Consider the following 18,181-nt stretch of genomic DNA (forward strand, 5'->3'; position numbering starts at 1 on the left):
CGATGATCCGTGCGATCGTCGATCCTGTCAGCGTCGTGTCGGCGATCATCCATGCGATGGCGCCGAGGCCACCGGCGCCGCCGCTCACTTCGGCGAACGCGCTTTGCGAAGACGTGGCCAGGAGGGTGATGGTGCCCGTCGTGTCGAGGGTCGACACCGCACCCGAGGGGGAACCGACGAGCGCTTCCGAATCGACGTCGACGTCGACGTCGGCACGGGCACCCGCACCGGAGACGCCCCCGATCGCGACGACGACGATGTCGGCACGCGCGTCGGCGGTGTTGTCCGCCTCGACGGCGACGGTGTTCGCCCGCACCGTGACCGCGTCTCGGATCACGGCGCGTGCGATTCCCGCGATGGCGATCTGGACCCCGATGCCGCCTCCGGCCACGAGCCCACCTGCTCCGGCGGCACCGGACACCTCCGCCGCAGAGGTGAAGTCAGCCGCGACACGCACCGTGCCCGACGCGAAGATCAGGGTGCCGCGGCGAACCTCCGCCGAAGCGATCGCCGAACCACCCGTGCCGATCGTGACCGAGAGCACGCCGGCGGCGACCCCGACGTAGCCCACGCCGAGCGCGACGATCGTCACGTCCGATGAGCCGAACGACGCCACCGTCACGGTGGCTGCCGCCGCGATGGTCACGGCGCCCACCGTCCGCTGGGCGGGTGGGCGGTCGGCGCCGATGCGCGAGTGGGTGCCGGTGTAGGCGGAGGCGACGCCGTCGCTGTCGATGACGACCACGGCCGCGCCGACGCCCACGAAGCCGGCCGCCGCGCCGATCGCGGCGACCTGGATGTCGACCATCCGCTCAGCGCTGATGATGACGGTGCCCGCGGCCTCGATGACGGCAGCCGTTGTAGTACCGGCGGCATCTTCGAGGTAGGCCGACACCGTGCCCCGGTCAAGGACAACGACGACAGCGGCCGCCGCACCGACCAGGCCGCCGAACCCGGCCGTGACAGCCAGGACGTCGAGGTTGCCGCGCTGGTGTGCGCGGATCGCGACCGTACCCGTCGGGCCGGCGGTGACGTGGGCCCGCTGGCCGACGAAGGCGGTGACGTCGTCGTCGAAAACGATGATGGCGATTCCGGCGCCGATGCCGACGCCGCCCACCCCGACGCCGCCGCCCACGATCGTGAGATCCATCCGGCTGCGGGCGTCCACGAGCACGTTCCGACCGGCGGTGACGCCTGCTCCCCGACCGATGAATGCCGTGGTCCCGGCGGGAACGGGCTGCGTCCCGACGGTCGAGGACGAGCCGGGCTGGCCGGTCGATGCGCCCACGGAGCCTGCGGGCGAGTTGTCGGTGAGCGACGTGTTCGCGTCCGCGGCGGCGCCCTTCATGGCCCCGGAGTTCTGGGTGCTTCCGCTCGAGCCGGCGAGGCCGGCGAGGGGCGACGAGGCGTCGCCGCCCCCGATCATGGCGTCGATCTTCGAGATGGTGGACGTGTCGTTGCCGTCCTCGTCCTTGCCCGTGAGGGCGTTCTGCTGGCCCGACTCTCCGGCGGTGTATTGGGCGACAAGGTTGCCGCCGAGCGTCCAGACCGAGACGGCTGCGCCGAGCCCGACAACGCCGCCGCCGGCGCTGATGGCGTAGCTGCGGATCACCCGGTCGGCGAGCGCGCTGGCCGTGATGTCGCGACGGGCACGCACGTCGGCGCCGGCGATGAACGCCGTCGTGTCGTTGTGCACGACTCCGACGTCGACGCCCCCCGCGAGTCCCACGATGCCGACGCCGACGGCGCCCGCGATCGCGAGGATCATGACGTCGTTCACGGCGACGACTCGCACGTCCTGGTGGGTGGATGCACCGGCCTGTGCGGTCGTGTTGATGAGGGCTCCGCCGTCGATGTACGCCCGGGTGTCGGAGTCGAGAACCTCGACGGTGACGGCGCCCGCGATGCCCGCGCCGAGCCCGCCGGCCCCCGCGATCGACGCCGAGAGCACGTTCTCGCTGCTGACGGCGACGACGATGACGCCGCGGACATCATCCGGCGTGATTCCGAACGTGCCGTCGGCGCTGAGCGTGCCGTCGTAGACACGGATGCTCGAACCGTTGCCGGCAGCATCGACGGTCGCAGACGAGATCCACGCCTCGGTGCTCTTGGTGATGACCGAGACCGCGACGCCGGCCCCGATGCCGGCCGCACCGATGCCGATTCCCGCAGCCAGGCTCAGAACGTCGATGTCGGTGCTGTCCGAGGCGAAGACCACGACGTTCGCGCCGGCGGTCACCCTGGCTCCCGCCGCGATCGAGGCGTGCGTCTCGTTGTCGATCACGATGACCGCGACGGCACCGCCGACGCCGACCAGAAGGCTTCCGGCGATCGCGATGGCCAGGGCGAGGATGTCTTCACTCGCCACGGCCCGCACCTCGACGCCGCCCCGCGCCTCGACGACAGCGCCCTGACCGATGCGTGCCGTCAGGGTGTTGAGCACGACGGCCACCCCGACACCGGGCGTGACCGAAGCAACCCCGGAAAGCGCCGCACCGCCGGCGACGGCGAGCAGCTGGTAGTCGTTCGCGGCGACCACGAAGACGCTCTGGCCGATGCCCTCGGTGCCGGCGGTGGCATTTACGCGTGCCCCGTCGCCGATCGTCGCGCTGACAGCCGCCTCGATGACGTGCACCGTGGCCGAGACCTGTACGGCGGCTGTCGCCGACCCCGCGGCGCCGATGCCGTAGAGCCCGATGTCGTCGCGGTTCAGCGCGATGACCGCGACACCGGTGAAATCGGTCCGCTTCGACGGCGTGACGACACGCCGCGACGTGAGCTGCTCGTCCACGAGCGGGTTCTGCGAATCGGCGTTGTCCGGGTCGTAGCCGATGTCGTCGTTCTCGACGGACGGCGCGCGCACCTGGGAGGGATCGGGGTCGCCGATGTACGGGTCGAAGACGTGGTGCAATCCGTCTTCGATCGTGACGGCGGGGCGCAGCCCGCGTGCGTCGACGACGGCACGGGCGCCGATCGAGGCCTCCGTCGTCTTGATGATGATCGGGACCACGACTGCGCCGCCGATGCCGGCTGCCGTGCCGCCGATCGCGATGTTGCCGGCGATGAAGTCGGCCTCGGTGTCGGACGAGGCCGACACGACGACACTGCCTTCGGCGAGCACGGTCGTCGGATCGGCGGTCGTGACGGTGCCGCGGATCTGGGCCTTGGTCGTGAGGTTCATGACGTAGATGCCGACCGCCCCGGCGATGCCGACGTCGACACCGCCCGCGATGCCGCCCGCGACCGAGACGATGTTCTCTTCGGAGTACGCGAGCACCTGAACGTCGCCGCGCGCCTCGACTTTGGCAGCGGCGCCGATCCAGGCCTGCGTGTCCTTCGTCAGCACACCGACGTCGATGCCCGCCCCGATGCCGGTGGAGCCGCCGAGGGCGATCGATCCCGCGACGCCGACGTGGGTCGTGCGATCGGCGGCGAGCACGAGCACGCTCTGTGCCGTCGACTCGGTGCCGGCCGTGCGGTTGATCTTCGCCCCGTCGCCGATCCAGGCGTGTGTCGTGCGGAGGATGACGGTCACCGCGCCGGACCCCGCGACGCCTACCTGTATGCCGCCGCCGAGGCCCACCGCGACCGTGTGGACGTCTTCGAACGCGTACGCCACCACCGCGACACCCGCGAAGGTGCGCATCTCGGGTGTGCCACTCGCGGTCTTGCGCCCCGTGGGCACGCTCAGCCCGGCGTTGCCGCGTGCGTCGACCACCGCGCCGGCGCCGATGTAGGCCGTCACCGAGCTCATATCGATCTGCAGCGGCACCGCGAGGCCCGCCGCGTTCTGCCCGACGGCGATCCCGCCGGCGACCGAAACGGCCGTGACGTCATCCGAGGCAGAGACGAGGATGCTGCCGTCCGCCTCGACCGCGCGAGTGCCGGTGATGCGGGCGACGATGTCGTGGGCGACGACGTTGATCGAGATCGAGCCGCCCAACGCGAAGTTGTCGGCCACCGCGGCACCGACCGTGACGCTCACGATCGTCGCGGTGAAGGGCTTCTCGTCGTCGGTGGTGGGGTCTCCCGGGATCGCGAACGTCACCGCCCCGTCAGGTGCACCGATCGAAACCTCGGCGGGGACACCGGTCGTCGCGGGCTGGTAGCCCGCCTTCACAGTGATGTTCCGACCGGCGACGACCCGCGAGTTGTCGATCGCAGCGAGGAGCTGGTCGGTGTCGCCGCCCTGGACCGCGGTGTCGCTGTTGACCAGGTCGGGGTTGGCGGGGTCGAAGCTGCCGCCGATGAAGTTGTACGCAAAAGCGGCGCCCACCGCGACGCTCCCGAGCGCGACGCCGACCCCGCCGGCGACGACCACGAGCGTGACGGACTCGGTGGCCTCGACCACGACGTCGCGACCGGCACGGATGCCGGGGCTGTTGGCGATGACTGCGCGGACCGTGTTCGCGATCGAGTTGACGGTGACCGCGCCCCCGACCGCGAACGACTGTCCGGCGGCGAGCGCGCCCCCGACCGCGATCGCCACGAGAGTCGACTGCGAGCGGGCGGTGACGGAGATGTCGGATGCCGCGCCGCCGGCGAGCACGGACGGTCCGTCGATCGCGGCGATGATCACGTTCGAGATGAGGTTGTAGCTGATCGCGGCACCGATCGCCGGGCTGCTGCCGGTCGAGACCGCGATCCCGCCGGTGATTCCGACGATGAGCGACGTGTCGCGCGCCGATACCGTCACCGGACCGGTGACGGTGATCACCGAGGCACCGATGGGCGACGACGTGATCGTGTCGTAGATGCCCGCCTCGATGCGGTTGTCGATGACGTTGATCAGCAGCGAGCCGGCACCGGCGATCTTGCCCTGCGGCGAGACGCTTGCCGCGACGCCCAGGGCCACGCCGCCGATCTCGGCGTCCGAAGAGGCGTCGACGGTGAGCGAGCCATTGCTCGTGAGGTCGACGTCATCGAGCAGTGCGACGACGTGACCCTCGATCTCGTTGTAGCCGATCGCTGCGCCGATGGCCGCTCCCGTGCCGACCGCGACGGCACCCGCGATCGAAACGATGCCCGAGTCGTCGGTCGCCCGCACCGTGGTGTCGAGGGTGTGTGCCGTGCCCGTCGCCTGCAGGATCGAGGTGCGCACGATCTCCGCGATCGTGCGGAAGGCGATGAGGTTGACGGCGAGCTGGAACCCGACCGCGGCTTGCGACTGCGGTCCGGCCGCGATGCCGACCCCGGCGCCGATGGCGAAGATGCGCTGGCCGGTCGCGTCGCTGAGGCTCTTGGCCGTAACCGACAGCACACTGCCGCCGATCGTGATCGTGGACCCCGAGATGCGGGCGCTCGTCAGCATCGGGCGCTCCGGTGTGCCGAGCAGGTTGATGCCGACGCCGATGCCGATGCCGGCCTTGCCACCGAAGCCGATCCCGCCGCCGACCGAGATGATGCGGGTGCTGTCCGATGCGGCGACCACGACGTCGCCGCCGACGACGGCCGTGACGTTCTGCACCGCCGCGACGGTGTCGTTGAGGATCACGTTCGCCGAGAACGACCCGGCAGCCCCGATGCTGTCCTGGTCCGTGGAGACCGCCATGCCCGCCGAGATCGAGATGACGTCGCCGGAGCGTGTCGCCTGAACCCTGACGGTGCCGGTGGTCGTGAGGTAGGTGGCGACGATGAATGCGCGAGTCGTCGTGTCGATGACGTTGATGCTGAAGGCACCGGCGAGCGCTGTGCCACCCGGCTTCTCGCTCACCACGAACGCCGCCGCACCGGTGACCGACAACTGGAAGAAGTCGTCGATCGCGGTGACGGTGACGCTTCCCGCCGTGATCCGGCCGGCGTCGGCGATCGAGGCCTGCGTCTTGTCGGTGACGATGTTGATCGACACCGCGCCGGCGACACCGATTCCCGTCGTCGGCGTGTGCACGCTCGCGCCGAGGATCTGGAGCGCCTTCGCCGGCGGCGCCGCGCCGTTCGGTCCGGGGGGAGGCGACTGCGACGGGTCGGCCGGGGTCGAGACGGCGCCGGCGACCGAGAAGGCCCACAGGTCGCCGTCCAGTTTGGCGAGGATGTCGACGGCGCCGGTGACGTCGATGCTCGTGACGTCACGCGCCACCGCACCCGTGCCGGGCGATGCGTCCGCGGCACCGATGACGGCCTTCGTCGTGCGGTCGAGCACGTTGATCGCGACCGAGATGCCGACGCCGACGCCGTTGCCGACCGACACACCGCCGACCCAGGTCGCCTGTGTCATCAAGGCGCCCGCGTAGATGCGCACATCGCGCCCCGTGACGCTCGCTTTCCCGCTCAATCGTGCGAGGGTGTCGCTGGTCTGGCCGATGTAGGCGACGCTCCCGGCGATCGCGAAGGTCCCGCCGCCGGCGCCGGACTGCACGAGGTCGATGTGGAAGATGGCCTCTTCGGCCTTGATGTTGAAGCCGCCGTCGGCACCGCTGAAGATCGCGACTCCGTCAGCGATCGTCGCGTGCGTCGTGTTGTCTTGGAGGAACAGGTAGAACGAACCGCCCGCCCCACCCTTGCCGCCCGAGCTGCCGAGCGGGCTCAGGGCGATGCGGTCCGCGAAGCTCTGGTCCTTCTTGTCGAGGTCGATGCCGGGGAGCGAGAAGACGCCCACCATGTTGATGAACTGCTGGTAGTTCGTCGCCTCCACCGAGACGACCTGCTCGCCCTCTTTGCCGTCTCGGTCGGGGGCCGAGCCCTCGTCGTTGCGGTTGTTCGGGTGGTCGGTCTGCGTCCACGCCTCATCCTGGTTGATCCGCACGCCGGATTCGACCGTCGCCTGCGAGACGTTGGTGAGCACGAGCACCGTGACCGAGCCGGCGATGCCGATCTCGCCGGCGCTGGCCGACGAGGTCGTCCAGGTGTTGAAGAGCTTGTCCTTCAGGCCGATCTGCTCGTTCACGTAGCCGAGGATCGCGTCGTATCCGTCGTTGCGGATGCGGTCGATGATCTCGCCCCACGACAGCGGCAGGTATTCGTCGAAGCGCTGCGCGAACGGATAGGAGATGTCCGAGATGACCCGTGTCGCCCGAAGCGCGTCCAGCCGGGCCCCGTTGCGGATCGTCGTGGTGGCCGTGTTCTCGATGATTCCGACGGCGACCGCGACGGCGACCATCGTGTCGGCGCTCGAGCCGCTGCTGTTCTCATCGGTCTGCGGCTCGACGTTCGCCTCACCGTTGAGCGTCAACGACTGGGTGATGGTCGCCTTGATCTCAAGGTCCTCGTTCGACCGGATGTGTGCCGCGCCGCCGATGATCGTGGCGACGCGATGGGTAGCGAACACGAACGACAGCGACCCGGCGACAGCAAGATCGCTCGAGCCCGTGCCCGAGGTCGCGTGGTTGCTCGTGTAGGACTCCGTCAGCTTCGTGAAGAGCATGTCCGGCAGGTTGGTGTCGAGCTTCTCCTTGACGTCGGCCCACCACGTCTGGTTGCGGTTCTCGGATCCGAGCCCGGCGGTGGCGGATGCCGCGTCCGAGGCATCCAGCTCTGAGATGATGCCCACCCCGGTCGAGAAACCGGAGTCCAGGACGTGTGTGGCCGAGAGCGAGAACTGTGCGCCGTTCGCGGCGCCGCCGATGTCGATCTTGATTCCGGCTCGGGCTTCGCTCTCCGTCTCGGCGAGTGCGATGATCTGCCGATCGGTGAAACGCGTGTCTCCCTGCAGGTTCGTCTGATTCGTACTCGCGATAACGTAGTAGGTCGACCCGTTCGTCAGACCGCGGATCGCCGTGGTCCCTTTCTGGCGATAGACCACGGCCTGGCCGAGCTCGAACGTGTTGTTGACCGTGCCCCCCGGCCACGGCAGTGAGATCTCGTCGGTGGACCCGTCGACGTCGGCGCCGGTGAAGTCGCGTGTATTGGTCGCCGTCCCCAGTCCTCCGGCGGTCAGATCCATCAGGTCGATGACGTTGCCGGGCTCGTACTGCGCGCCCATGCCGGCGATGATCGCCTGGCGCTCGGTGCCGGCGAGCTTGATCCAGCCGTCCTCCTGCCAGATGACGTAGTACTCACGGCCGTCGACGAGACCGCCGATGCTCGTGCCGCGCCGATTCGTGTAGACGATGGTGTCTTCCGTGACCAGCGCGTAGTCGCCGATGTAGATGCGGTCGTTCGCGTAGTCGACGTAGCCGACGTTGCGGTCTCCCCGCACGTCGAACTCCGTCGTGGTCGGGTCGATCTCGATCTTCACGACGGAGCCCGGCTCCATCTGCGCGGTGACCTCGCCGAGGATCGTCGTGGTGATGACGGCATCCGAGATTTCGATGGCGAACGCGAGACCGGCGGCGCCGTCGGCGTACAGGCCGGATTCGGCGGATGCTGCGGAGTCGACGGATCCGCTGGATTTGATGTTGACCGTCCGCGCCGCCTCGATCGTGCTGCGCAGCCCCACCGTGATGGTCGATGTGGCGACCGCGTTGGAGATGGCGAGCGACAGAGCGATCTGGGCGCTGCCCGGGTTCGGCGTGCTGCTGAGCTCACGGGAGGTCGATGTCTCCATCGACGCCGTCGCCGTCGCCCCGCTCGTGATGACGACCGCCGCGGTGCTGGTGATCTCGACGTCCTCGCCGATCGTGACCGTCGCCGTTGCGACGGCATGCGAGTAGCCGAGACTGATCATGCTTCCGCTCGCGCTGCCCCCGGCATCCGCCGTCGCCGTCGCGTACACGCCGACTGTGTCGTCGCCGATGAGCTTCGCGAAGTCGCCGATCGTGATGGTCGCCGTCGACTGCTTGACCAGGACCTTGACCGGCAGCGCGAACAGGCCGCCGAGCAGATCGGTGATCGGGTCGATGATGAAGTTCTCGATCTCTTTGACCGCACCGATGATCTCGGCGAGGCTGCGGTCCTCTGCCTGGGCGATCAGGTAGATCCCGGTGGCCCGGAGCTCGGCGCGCTCGGCGATCGTGATCGAGACCTCCCGGTCGGTGCCGAAGCCGGGCAGGAAGTTCTCCCACAGCACGCCGCCGATCTGGCGCACCCGGAACGTGATCCACCCGCCACCCGCGTCGATAACGACTCCCGCGTGAACGGTGACGTGGGCGGCGTAGACCTCGATGATGCCGCCGTTGGTCCAGACGTCGCCGGTGAACTCGACCGTGTCGGGGCTGGTGTCATCGAGCGAGATCGGGAGAGCCTCGCTGAAACGCTGGAAGCCGTAGATGTAGAGCCCGGCCCCCTCGACCCAGCCCGAAGGAAGCCCCTGCACCTCGATATGGTCAGCCCCGAGTCCGGCCTCCACGATGAGGCGACTGACGGGGTTGGCGATGAGGATCTCATCCACGGTGAGCCCCGTGGAGGGGTCGTACCACCGCGTGCGGTCGTAGCGCACCGAGACGTGGCCGGCATCGGCGGCCGAGATGATGATCGTGTCGCCGAGGATGCTGCCGGTGACCACGGGGGCGGCGACACTGCCGCCGATCGGGGTGCGGTGGTCGATGCCGCGGAAGGCGATGGGTTTCGCTGAGGCGGTGCCCGAGGCATCGGTCCCGGCGGGATTGTGGACCGTGTATACACCGGTCGCATCGTTCAGGAAGAGGAGGGAATCACTGCCGCCAAGGCCGCCGTCGACCCAGCCGGAGACGCTGCCGTCTGTGGTCACGACGAAGGCGTCCGCGTTTCCTGGGGCCCCGACGAGGCGCTCGAACGACTCGAAGGCGACGCCCGCCACCGAGCCGGAGTCGGCTCCGTCGATCGTCCACAGGACGGACTGCGCCGGAGGCCCACGCACCGTGTCGCCACCCGATCCGCCGACGATCTTCGTGATGTTCATGAAGGCCGCGACCCCGGTCGCCGTGTGCAGGGCGGGAAGGTAGACCAGTGTCACCGGCACGCCCGCTCCGAACGGCGAGACGTGGCTCCCGTCGAGGATCGACACGGAGATGGACCGGTAAGCCGGGTCGCCGGTCGGGAGGAGGCCGAGCACCTGGAAGAGCAGCCACCGGCTCGGGTCGCCCGTCGCGTAGATGCGGATCTGCCCGTAGGCTCCCGCCGAGCCGGCGATGCTGTCGACCGCCTGAACGACGGCTGCAGACGCGGCATCCACTCCGCTGACGCGGATCACGGTCGCGGCGTTCTGGGTCGCGCTGTTGAGTGCGACCTTGCCTGCGCCCGGATTGCCGGCCGCGATGCTGGTCGAGAAGAGGTCGGCGATCGAGAACGGTGCGCCGGTGAGCGTGACGGTCACGGGTGATCCGCGATCGATGTAGGTGAGGGTGTCGACGGCCGGCTCGTCCGCCTCGTCGTCGATGGGGCCACCGTCGATGATCCCTGTAACGCTGCCACCCGCCGCGATCGAGAACGTGTCGGCGGCCAGGCCGCCCGCGAGGTTCTCGATGCCCGTGAATGCCTGCGTGCTGGTCAGGATGGTGTCGTCATCGGGATCGATGCCGTAAAGCGTGCCGGTGTTCACTCCCGTGATGACCCAGCGGTTCGCCAGATCGCCCGCGACAAGAGCGTCACCGGCCGCTCCGCCGTTGATCGTGCCGCTGAGGGTGAAGACCTGAGCGGGGCCGGAAGCGGTGTCTACGGTGGTCACCGCGAAGGTGTCGCGCGCCGACCCGCCGACGAGGTTCTCGATGCCCGAGAAATCGCCGAACGACGTCGAGCCCGCATCGGTTCCGGTCACGGCCCAGTCGGTCTCGACGTCCGGCCCGATCAGAGTGTCGTTGCCTGCGCCGCCGTCGATGATGAGTGTCACCGTGTCCGGCAGCTCCGCGATGGTGATGACGTCATCGCCGGCGCCGCCGCGGAGGGTCAGGGTCAGCGCGGCGGTCGCGTCGATGCGGTGAGTCTCGCCGGATCCGTCGGTGAATGCGACCCACACTTCGTCGCCGACGAGCGATACCCGGATCGTGTGGCCGGCGTCGCCGGCCGTGACCACGCATACCGAACACGTGACATCGACGGGCTCGAGGCCGTCGTATGTCGTCGTGAAGCCGTCACGCGTCACAACTCCCGACTGCGGTCCGGTGACGAGTGACGCAACCGCGCCGGAGGTCCCGGGCGCGACGCGCAGTACGTCGTATCCGCCATCGCCGCCGTCGACGGCCGTGACCGAGCCTTCGGGGCCCAGCACGAAGACGTCCTCGTTGCCGACCGCTCCCTGGAGCATCTCGACGCCGTGGAAGACGACCGTGAGTCCGCCCGCCACGAGAGTGCCCGCACCCCGCCCTGTCACGTTCCACGTCGCATCGACCGCGGGTCCCGCGAGGCGGTCGGTGCCGCCGCCGCCGTCGAAGGACACCGGGATGCCGGCGAGCGCGGCGCGCACCTCCGCACCGATGACGAGCGTGTCGTCGCCAGCCGTGCCGACGATGATCACCTCGGTGATGCTGGACAGTTCGCGCCGCTCATCACCGATCAGCAGGAAGCCGTCGTGCAGAGTGATCGCACAGGTGCCGGCGCTGTCGAGCGTGACCGTCCAGGGTCCCGGCGACGGTGGAGCAGGTGCGACCGCGGCGGGTGCGACAGGGGGAACCGCACGCTGCGGCACGCCGGAGGTCGCCTCCGGCGTGGACGCGACCGGGTCGGGGGGCGTCGCGACCGAGTCCGGGCCGGGCATCTCGGATGGCGTCAGCGGAGGGGAAGGCGTGTCAGAGGGCTCTGCGGCGACGCTGGGCGTGGCGTCGGCGGGAGCTGTATCGATACTCACCGGTGCGATGGGCGCCACCGGGCCGGTCGGCGTGTCGACCGCACCGGCACGGAGGGGGAACTCCGCCGTGCCCTCGGCGAGGGACCTCAGGACGGCCTGATCCGGTCCGTCATCGATGCCGACCGTGAGGTACCGCTGGCCCGGCAGCAGGTGTGCGTGCATGAGCGCTTCGTCGTCGTGCAGGTCGGCGCGGCCGAGCAGGTGACCGATCTCGTGCGCGAGCACGGTCAGCAGGTCCATCCGTCCTGCTGCGGGGCTGCCGGGGGGAGCCTGCAGCAGTGGCCCCGTGCCCGCGCTGAATTCGTCGGATGCCTCCGGTGACGGATCGATGTACCAGCCGTGACCGGCCGCGGTCGGATCGATCACGATCGTCTGGCCCTGCGTCACGGCGAGGCGATCGCCTTCCGTGTCGGCGATGAGCACGGTGACGCCGTCCAGTTCGGGCGACCCCCACAGCGCCGCCGCAACGGCGAACATCCGAGCGAGGTCCTCTGCCGCCAGGGCGACCGGAGCGGCGCGCTCCGCAGACTTCTGGTCCTGAGCCTGTGCGGCGAGTTCCCGCGCCGTCGGAGGCGTATGCGCCACGGGCGACGACGAGCTCAGCGCAGGCGCCGCAGCGCCGGCGCTCACGGGCAGGGCGAGCGGCGTCAGCGTCATCGCGACGACGACGAGCGCTGCGACCGACCTGCGACGCGCGCGGTCGAGACGCCCAACAAGCCGTGGAGCTCGCACGGAGCCGCCTTCTCAGAGTGGGTGGGCGCCATGGGAAGCATCATCTTCCGAGGGCGGGTGCGAGGTTCGTCGCACGCGTCGGAGTATGGACGGGCCCTCCCGGGGTGTCAAGAGTCGGCGCAACCGCATCACCCGGGGTGTCGCCGCAGTGCCCCTCTTGTTCTGCACCGACCCCCCGGCGGGCGCAGAAATCACCCTCCCGGTTCCTCGTTCGACGCCGCGCGACGCCGTCTGCCATGAGCATGGTTTCGAGCCTCCCGAGCACGATGCAGCGGATCCCGCGTCCACTTCTCCGGAGGAACCGTCACTTACGCCGCCCCGACCCCCGGAAACGCCGTTTCTCTCCGGAGTTGTCGACGCTCACCCGACGAGGCCGAGGAATCCGGTGAAAACGAGCTCGCGCACACGGGGCAGCAGGTCGGCGCGCAGCGCAACCGGGTCGACCTCGAGCAACTGTCCGATCGCGTCGATCAGCACGCCGAGCGGCAGGTCGCCGTCGCACGCTCCGACGAGCGCCGCGAGGCCCGGGTCGACCGAGAGCGACCGACCGAACCCTGCGCCCTGCCGCAGCTCGATGACGGTCGGATCCTCGGCGCCGGGCAGCTGGTGCCGCGCCTCGGTGACGTCGGCCGCGACGAGGGCGACGCGGGCTGCGAGAGCGTCATCGTCGAGCTGCGCCAGCGCGTCGTGCGCGGCGAGCGCGTCGGCGAGGTGCCGGCCGAGCCCGCCCTCCGGCAGGGCCTGGGTCACCCGCTCGTACCGTGACAGCGTCGCCGCGCCCGCCGCCGGGCGCCGCAGCAGAACGTAGCCGAACCCGATCGACGCGACCCCGCGCGCGGAGAAGTCCTCGAGCCAGGCGTCGACGAGCCGCGCGTACTCCGGCGTTCCGGGCAGCGTGCCGCCGTCGCGCACCCACAGCTCGGCGTACGACAGGGGGTCGAGCTGCTCACGCTCGACGACCCAGGCGTCCAGCTCGACGGGTGCCGCCGCGACCCACTCCCGCACGCGATCGAGGCCCTCGACGCCGTCGCGGGTCTCCCAGTCGCCGAGCAGCTGCGCAACGCCGCCGGGCGCGAGGTGCGCGCCCGCGCCCGAGACGACCGCCGCGACGAGTTCGTCGCCCATGAAGCCCGCATCACGGTACTCGTACGCGGGCACACCTGCGACGCGGGGAGTGATGACGAAAGGCGGGTTCGACACGATCCGGTCGAACTGCTCACCCGCAACGGGCGCGAACAGACTGCCGTGCCTCGTCTCGATGCCGTCGACACCGCACAGCTCCGCATTGAGGCGCGTGAATCGCAGCGCGCGCTCCGAGATGTCGGTCGCGACGACATGCTCGACGGCGCGACGCGCCCGCAACGACTGGATGCCGCAGCCACTGCCGAGATCGAGCCCGCGCGCGGCGGGTGTCGGCAGCTGCAGCGACGCGAGCGTGAGCGACGCGCCCCCCACACCGAGCACATGGTCTTCAGGCAGTGGCCCGCGCAGCGCGCTCTCGTCGAGATCACTGGCGATCCACCACTCTCCGCCGCCGAGCTCATCGGCGAACGACTGCGGTCGCACGAGCGCCACGGGCTCGACGTCCGGCCCCGGCGCCACCGCGAGTCCGAGGGCGACGACACCGCGCACCCCCGTGCGCGGCAGGCTCCGGTCGACGGATGCCGCCGGTTGAGGCGCCGCGAGCACCAAGAGCCGCCCCAGTACGGCGAGCGCGTCATCACGGTCGCCCAGAGCCCGAAGCGCAAGCGAACGCAGGCCCCGAGCGAGCGCCGTGTCGGCGGTGTCACCCCACGCGGCGCGCAGGGCGGCTGACGTGAACCCCGCGTCTCGCAGGTCGTCGGCAAGTGCACGGCACAGCACAGGATCGGGCTCGGGAAGCAGAGTGCGAGAAGTCACATCCACCATTCAACCGCGTGCGCTGTCGGCACCCTTCGAGGGGCGGCCCGTAGAATCTCATCGATCGTGCGGTCCGGAATCGCACAGGAGCCCACCGAGAGTGATGATCGAGACCCCCCTGAAGAAGAGCCGGCCGCGGCGCGCGCTGTCGATCCTCACGGCCCTGACGATCGCCTTCGGGCTCGGGATGCCGCTTCCCGCTGCCGCCGACACCCCCAGCCCGGTGCCGTCGCCCGCAGCGACGGACCCGGCGGTCACCGGCACGACCTCGTTCACCCTCGCTCCGCTGCGCAACGGCATCCTGAATCCGGGCGAGACCCTCACAGTGTCGGTGACGCTGCAGAACGACACGACAGCGGACATCCCCTCGACACCTGTCACGCTCGCGCTCGGCACAGCGCCACTCGGCGGCCGGGCCGAGTTGGCGGCGTGGCTCGCCGGCTCGTCCGAAATTGCGACGCTCGATGTCGGAACCGGCATGATCGAGCCCGTCGCTGCGGGCGAGCACCAGACATCGGCGATCCTCGTGCCCCCCGAGACCCCCGAGCTGAGCGCGCTGCGGCCCGGCGTATATCCGCTCGAGGCGTCGTATGACTCGCCTGACGGCGCGATCGTGTCGACCAGTGCCATCGTCGTGCCCACCGCAGACCAGCCGCTCAACGCGTCGTTCATCGTGCCGATCACGGTCGCCGCTCGCGAAGACGCCCTGTTGACAGCGACCGAGCTTGAGCAGCTGACGGCGCCCGACGGCGAGCTGACGAGCCAGCTCGAGGGCGTCACGGGCACAGGAGCGATCCTCGCCGTCGACCCCGCGATCCCCGCCGCGATCCGGGTACTCGGCATCGCGGCGCCCGAGAGTGCGACCGCGTGGCTCGAGCAGCTCGAAGCCCTCGGCAACACGCGCTTCGCACTGCAGTTCGGCGACGCCGACCCGGCCGTGCAGGTCGAGGCCGGGCTCTCACGCCCGCTGGAGCCCACGTCTTTCACCGCCTCGATGCGCGCGGCCGACTTCCCGCCCGTCGCCGAACCCACACCGGCGCCGCCCGTCGCCCAGACGCCCTCCGCGACCGGACCGGTCGACCCGGGGGCGCCGGTCTACCCGACGGTTGAGGATCTGCTGCAGATCGGCACCGTCCGCGGCACGGTGTACTGGCCCGACGCCGCGAGCCTCACGCGCGACGCCGTCGCCGGCCTGGGTGCCCTCGACGACGGCGAGGCGCTCACCCTCGTGCCCTCGACCGCGACGGTGGCCGGCGCGGGCGGAGGCACGGTCGGCGCGCGCGGAACGGCGGGCGAGGCCGGCCTGCTCGTCGCCGATGCCGAGATGTCGCGCCTGCTGTCGGATGCCGCGGCGATCGACGAATCCGCGCTGCGCGGCGCGCCCCTCGCTGCCGCGACGGGCCACCTCGCCTTCGCCGCCGCCGAAGGCACGCCGCTGCTCGTCACCCTCGACCGCACGACCGCCCGCTCGTACATCGGGATCCGCACGGTTCTGAGCGCCGTCGCCGACTATCCCGGCGTCGTCATGCAGTCGCTCACGAGCGTCGCCGGCACAGCGACGATGCGGGTCGACCTGCTCGACGCCGAACCTCCTGCCGAGCGCGTCGCGGCGGCAGCCGCTCTCTTCGCGGATGAGGACGAGCTCGCGCGATTCGCGACGATCCTCGACGACCCGGGCCTTTTGACCGGAGTCGAACGGGCCGAGATCCTGCAGCTGCTCAGCGTCGGCTGGGCCGCACGAGCCGACGAGTTCGCGGCTGCACTCGCCGAGCACCGTGCCGCGACGCGCGAGACGCTCGGCGCGGTCAGACTGCTGCCCAACAAGACGATCAACCTCTTCGCCGCCGGAGCGGACCTGCCCTTCACGGTGCGCAACGACCTGCCGTATGCGGTCAACCTCGTGCTCTACGCCAGTCCCAACGATCTGCGGCTGAACGTGCGTCGCGCGAACGAGCTCGTCGCGACACCGCAGAGCAACACACGGGTCGACGTTCCCGTCGAGGCGCGCGTCGGAAACGGCGAGGTCACCCTCGAACTGCAACTGCGCAGCCCGTCGTTCGTCGCGATCGGCGCGTCGGAGCAGGTCGATGTCAACGTGCGCGCCGAATGGGAGACCGTGGGCCTCGTCGCGCTGGCCGTCATCGCCGGCGGCCTGCTCGTGCTCGGCGTGCTGCGCACGGTGCTGCGCTCTCGGGCGCGCCGCAGCGGCAACGACCCCTCGAGTGAGGATGCATCATGAGCGTCGGCCGGGCGAGCGCACTCATCGGAGCAGGAACCCTCGTCTCGCGGGTGACCGGGCTCGTCCGCACGATCGTGCTCGTGACGGTGCTCGGCGCGGTCTTCAGCCGCGCGGGCGACGCGTTCGCGATTGCGAACCAGCTGCCCAACACGATCTACGAGATCATCTCGTACGGCCTGCTGACGGCCGTCATCGTGCCGCAGATCGTGCGTGCCAGTTCCCACGCCGACGGGGGGCGCAGCTTCATCTCGAAGCTGTTCACACTCGGCACCGTCGTGCTGCTCGTGACGAGCGCCGTCGCGACCTTGTGCGCACCGCTGCTGGTCGAGCTGTTCGCACCGGGCTTCGAGCCCGAGCAGAAAGCGCTCGCGACGGTCCTCGCCTACTGGTGCCTGCCGCAGATCTTCTTCTACGGCCTGTACGCGCTCGTGGGCGAGGCGCTCAACGCCCGCAAGGTCTACGGGCCCTTCACGTGGGCGCCCATCGTCAACAACGTCGTGTCGATCATCGGCTTCGGCCTCATCGGGCTGTACTTCGGCACGAATCTCACCGAGGTCTCGGACTGGACCCCCGCGATGGTGACGGCGCTGGGCGCGACCGCGACGGGCGGCATCGTGATCCAGGCGCTCGTGCTGCTCTTCTTCTGGCGCCGCACCGGACTGCACCTGCGGCCGGATTTCCGCTGGAGGGGGGTCGGTCTCGGCCAGATCGGGCGCCTCGCCGGATGGACCTTTGCGATGGTCGTCGTGCGCACGCTCGCCGGCCTCGTTCAGACACGCGTCATCACCGAGGCATCGGGCGACGGCCCGTCGGCGTTCGCCATGGCCAACGCGTGGCTCGTCTTCATGCTCCCCTACTCGATCATCGTCATGTCGATCGGAACCCCTTACTTCACGCGTCTCTCCGAGCACGCGCACGCGGGACGCGATGAAGACATGCGGTCCGACCTGTCCGCCAGCATCCGCGTCACGGGCATGCTCATCACGATCGCGGCCGCCGCCCTCATGGCCGCCGCGGTCCCCGCGACCCGCGTCTTCGCCGACAGCGCCGAGGCAGCCGTCGCGGCGGCCCCCGTGCTCATGGCGTACCTCGTCGGCCTCATCCCCCTGTCGGTGCTGTTCGTCGTGCAGCGGGCGTTCTACGCCTACAACGACACCCGCACGCCCTTCCTGTTCACCGTCATCCAGTGCGGACTCTTCGTGCTGCTCGTGCTCGCCGCGCAGGCCGCGCTCCCGCTCGAGCATCTCGCGGCCGGCGTCGCGCTCGGCCAGTCGATATCGACGCTCGTGCAGGTGATCATCGCCACGGTGTTGCTGCGGCGGCGCCTCGGCGCACTCGGCGCCCGTGCCTGGTTCGTCTCGTACGGTCGCTTCCTCATCGCCGCCGCTCCCGCTGCCGCAGCCGGGTGGCTGACCTACCTGCTGCTGGGCGGCTCCGACGGCTGGGCCGTCTCCGACAAGCTGCTCGGCGCCATCGGGACCGGCGTCATCGGGCTCGTGTCCTTCGTCGTCTATCTGGGCGCCCTCGCCCTGCTGCGCGCCCCCGAACTCGGGCCGGTCCTGGATCTTGCCCGCCGCTTCATTCCCGGCCGTCGCTGATCGCCGCGGGTCCCCCCGGCGGTGGAATGCCGCGTAGCTAGCATGGGTTGATGTCAGCGGGTGCGCAGCATCCGTCAT

4 protein-coding genes (1 of these 4 only partly in view) are annotated in these 18,181 nt (G+C 70.1%); 2 read left to right on the forward strand and 2 right to left on the reverse strand.

The features are described from left to right. Together AC25YV_RS09755 and AC25YV_RS09760 are read right to left on the reverse strand one after the other, a co-directional pair. On the reverse strand, positions 1-12,367 hold the 5' portion of the coding sequence (locus tag AC25YV_RS09755) for a Calx-beta domain-containing protein (protein WP_488123647.1). 15,170 nt of this gene lie to the left of the window's left edge; 12,367 of the gene's 27,537 nt are visible here — the first part of the coding sequence; its start codon is at positions 12,365-12,367; the stop codon falls past the left edge of the window. Positions 12,368-12,727: 360 nt separating this feature from the next. Beyond that, positions 12,728-14,275, reverse strand: coding sequence for a DUF7059 domain-containing protein (locus AC25YV_RS09760; protein WP_488123648.1), 1,548 nt, complete (start codon positions 14,273-14,275; stop codon positions 12,728-12,730). 94 nt (positions 14,276-14,369) lie between these two features. On the opposite strand from AC25YV_RS09760, the gene AC25YV_RS09765 reads away from it, so the two are divergent. Further along, positions 14,370-16,505 carry a DUF6049 family protein gene (locus AC25YV_RS09765; RefSeq protein ID WP_488123649.1) on the forward strand — a complete coding sequence of 712 codons (2,136 nt, stop codon included), beginning with the start codon at positions 14,370-14,372 and terminating at the stop codon, positions 16,503-16,505. After that, positions 16,502-18,103, forward strand: a complete 1,602-nt coding sequence (murJ, locus tag AC25YV_RS09770) for a murein biosynthesis integral membrane protein MurJ (protein ID WP_488123650.1) — start codon at positions 16,502-16,504, stop codon at positions 18,101-18,103. Before AC25YV_RS09765 ends, murJ begins: the two co-directional genes overlap by 4 nt. The last annotated feature ends 78 nt before the right edge of the window (positions 18,104-18,181 follow it).

This window comes from Microbacterium sp. Y832 (assembly GCF_057669765.1).

What these genes read in the sequence shown, in the direction of transcription:
- AC25YV_RS09760 (WP_488123648.1), bottom strand. Translation starts at nt 14,275, where the DNA reads ATGGTGGATGTGACTTCTCGCACTCTGCTTCCCGAGCCCGATCCTGTG.
- murJ (WP_488123650.1), top strand. Translation starts at nt 16,502, where the DNA reads ATGAGCGTCGGCCGGGCGAGCGCACTCATCGGAGCAGGAACCCTCGTC.
- AC25YV_RS09765 (WP_488123649.1), top strand. Translation starts at nt 14,370, where the DNA reads ATGATCGAGACCCCCCTGAAGAAGAGCCGGCCGCGGCGCGCGCTGTCG.